The 3,383-nt window shown below is 72.5% G+C and carries 4 protein-coding genes and 1 pseudogene; all 5 read left to right on the top strand.

What is annotated here, in order from left to right; all coding sequences use genetic code 11:
- A partial coding sequence (locus G3N62_RS34910) for a YbfB/YjiJ family MFS transporter (RefSeq protein ID WP_206141514.1) occupies positions 1-549 on the top strand: 549 nt, incomplete at its 5' end.
- 121 nt (positions 550-670) lie between these two features.
- Positions 671-1,207, top strand: coding sequence for an NUDIX domain-containing protein (locus G3N62_RS34915; protein ID WP_034191194.1), 537 nt, complete (start codon positions 671-673; stop codon positions 1,205-1,207).
- Between the two features lie 124 nt (positions 1,208-1,331).
- Entirely contained in the window at positions 1,332-1,769 is a 438-nt protein-coding gene (locus tag G3N62_RS34920; protein ID WP_034191208.1) for a thioesterase family protein, read from the top strand.
- Between the two features lie 9 nt (positions 1,770-1,778).
- Positions 1,779-2,714, top strand: coding sequence for a branched-chain amino acid ABC transporter permease (locus G3N62_RS34925; RefSeq protein WP_034191193.1), 936 nt, complete (start codon positions 1,779-1,781; stop codon positions 2,712-2,714).
- A pseudogene (locus G3N62_RS34930) lies at positions 2,707-3,383 on the top strand (hypothetical protein); the annotation flags it as partial. The gene G3N62_RS34925 and the pseudogene G3N62_RS34930, both read left to right, overlap by 8 nt.

The raw sequence follows: 3,383 nt of genomic DNA on the forward strand, positions 1-3,383 counted from the left end.
CCCGCGTGGCTCGTCGTGCTGTACGGCGCGCCGGGCTTCGGCTACATCATCACCGCGACGTTCCTGCCGGTGATCGCGCGCGCCGCGCTGCCGGCCGGCTCGCCGTGGCCGGACCTGTTCTGGCCGATGTTCGGCGCGGCGCTGATCGTCGGCGCGATCACGGCCGCGCGGCTGCCCGGCCACTGGGACAACCGGCTGCTGCTCGCGGCCGGCTGCGCGACGCAGGCGCTCGGCATCGTGGCCGGCATCGTGTGGCCGAACGCGGCCGGCTTCTCGGCGGGCAGCGCGTTGCTCGGCCTGCCGTTCACCGCGATCACGCTGTTCGCGATGCGCGAGGCGCGGCGGCTGCACGGCGAGCGCGCGGCCGGGCTGATGGGCTATGCGACCGCGTCGTACGGGATCGGGCAGATCCTCGGGCCGCTCGTCGCGGCGCCGCTGGCCGCGCCTTTCGGGTCGTTCACGCCGGCGTTGTGGGTCGCGGTCGCCGCGCTGCTCGCGGGCGCCGCCGGCTTCGCGGCGACCGCCGCGCGCGCGCGCCGGCAATCCTGACGCCGGCGGGGACGGATCGTCTGCGGCGCGGGCAAACTCGCTAGAATGAAGCCTTTCCCGCGCCGAGCGGGTGCGCGGGCAGCCGGGAGGCGGCCGTCCGGCGCTCGCCAGATCCTCACCGATGACCACCGCCGACTACCGCTTCTGCCCGCGCTGCGCGAGCCCGCTGACCGAGCGCGCCGATCCCGAACATGAAGGCGGCCGCATCCGCCAGGCGTGTCCCGACGACACTTGCGGCTATGTGCACTGGAACAACCCGCTGCCGGTCGTCGCCGCGATCGTCGAGCTCGACGGCCAGATCCTGCTCGCCCGCAACGCCGCGTGGCCCGAGGGGATGTTCGCGCTGATCACCGGTTTCCTCGAAAACGGCGAGACGCCCGAGGACGGCATCGCGCGCGAGGTGTTCGAGGAAACCGCGCTGAAGGCCGAGCACGTGTCGCTCGTCGGCGTGTACGAATTCATCCGCAAGAACGAGCTGATCATCGCGTACCACGTGCGGGCGTCGGGCACGGTGTCGCTGTCGCCGGAACTGCTCGAATACCGGCTCGTCGATCCGCCGCTGCTGCGCCCGTGGCGTGCCGGTACGGGCTTCGCGCTCGCCGACTGGATGCGTGCGCGCGGCCTCGATGTCGAGTTCGTCGACCGGCCGGGGCAGTGACGGGCCGGCCTGCCCGCAGGGTGTCATTCGCCGCGCCGCGGCGTGGCGCTTCATGCCGGCGTGCCGTGCCGCACGGCCGCCGCGCGTCGTCCTCACCGTTTCCATCGTCCTGACCGCCATCGCCATGTCCGACAAGCCGCAGCCGCGTCCGCGCGACGCCTATCGCCACTTCCTGCCGATCACGACCCGCTGGATGGACAACGACGTCTACGGGCACGTGAACAACGTCGTCTACTACAGCTACTTCGACACCGTCGTGAACGAGTACCTGATCCGCGCGGGCGTGCTCGACGTCGAGCACGGGCAGACGATCGGGCTGGTCGTCGAGACACAGTGCAACTACTTCGCGCCGCTCGTGTTTCCGCAGTCGGTCGACGCGGGGCTGCGCGTCGTGAAGCTCGGCACGTCGAGCGTGCGCTACGAGGTCGGGCTGTTCGCGCAAGGCGCTGCGTCGCCCGCCGCGCAGGGCCATTTCGTGCACGTGTACGTCGATCGCGAGACACGCCGCCCCGTGCCGCTGCCCGATGCGCTGCGCGCCGCGCTCGAGCCGCTCACGGCCTGACGGCTCGCGGTGCACGCGTTCGCGCTCCAGGCCTTCAACGGCCTCAGCTACGGCTTGCTGCTGTTCATGCTGTCGGCCGGCCTCACACTGATCTTCAGCGTGCAGGGCGTGCTGAACTTCGCGCATGCGAGCTTCTACATGCTCGGCGCGTATGTCGGCTACAGCATCGCGGCCCAGGCGGGCTTCTGGCCCGCGCTCGTGCTCGCGCCGCTCGCGGTCGGGCTGCTCGGCGCCGGCTGCGAACGCACGCTGCTGCGCCGCGTGCAGGCGCGCGGCCATACCAGTGAGCTGCTGCTGACCTTCGGTCTCGCGTACCTGATCGGCGAGGGCGCGAAACTCGCCTGGGGCCTCGCGCCGCTGCCGGCACCGGTGCCGCGGCTGTTCGACGGCGCGCCGGTGAGCGTGTTCGGCCTCGCGTTGCCGCGCTACCGGCTGTTCATGATGGCGATGTCCGCGACGATGCTGGTCGCGCTCGGTGCGCTGCTGCGCGCATCGCGCCTCGGGCTCGTCGTGCGCGCGGCGCTCACGCATCGCGCGGCCGTCGAGGCGCTCGGCTACGACGTGCCGCGCGTGATGACGGGCCTGTTCGGCGCCGGCACCGCGCTCGCGGCGCTGGCCGGCGTGATCGGCGCGCCGCTCGCGGTGATCGAACCCGCGCTGGCCGAGACCGTCGGGTCGGTCGTCTTCGCGGTCGTCGTGATCGGCGGCCTCGGCTCGCTCGGCGGCGCATTCGTCGCGTCGCTCGCGGTCGGCTTCGCGCAGACGTTCGCGGCCGCGAGCGACACGTCGCTGCGCGACCTCGCGCAATGGATCGGCATCGCGTTGCCCGACCGCGTGGCCGCGGTGTCGATCGCGCAACTCGCGCCGCTGGTGCCGTACCTGCTGCTCGTCGCGGTGCTGGTCGCACGGCCGCGCGGGCTGTTCGGCGAGCGTGCCGATGCGTAGCCGCGCGTTCGCCGGACTCGCGCGCTGGGCGCTGTTCGCCGCGTGCTTCGTGCTGCCCGCGTGGCTGTGGCCGCATGGCGCGGTGCTCGGCTATCTCGCGCAGACGGCCGCGCTCGTCGTGCTCGCGCTGTCGTACAACCTGCAGCTCGGCACGACCGGGCTGCTGTCGTTCGGGCACGCGGCGTTCGCGGGCCTCGGTGCGTTCGCCGCCGCGCACTGGTTCAACCATCTCGGCGGCCCGCTGCCGCTGCTGCCGCTCGTCGGCGGCGTGGCCGGCGCGGGTTTCGGCTGCGTCGCCGGGCTGCTCGCGACGCGTCGCTCCGGCACCGCGTTCGCGATGATCACGCTCGGGCTCGGCGAATGCGTCGCGGCGGCGGCGTGGAGCGTGCCCGCGTGGTTCGGCGGTCTCGGCGGCGTGCCGATCGATCGCGCGAGCGGCGCGCCGTGGGGCAACGGGCAATTCGGCACACCGGCGCACGCGTATGCGGTGATCGCCGCGTGGTGCATCGTCTCGGCGTGGGCCATGCACGCGCTGACGCGCACGCCGCTCGAAGCGGTCGAATTCGTCCATGCGCTCGGCCAGCGAACGCTGCAGGTCGTTGAGCATGTGCCGCACTTCGTTCATCGACGCGAGCATGCCCGCGTCGAGATCGTCGGCGAATTGTTCGT

Source organism: Burkholderia sp. Tr-20355, from assembly GCF_017104685.1.
GTDB lineage: Bacteria > Pseudomonadota > Gammaproteobacteria > Burkholderiales > Burkholderiaceae > Burkholderia > Burkholderia seminalis.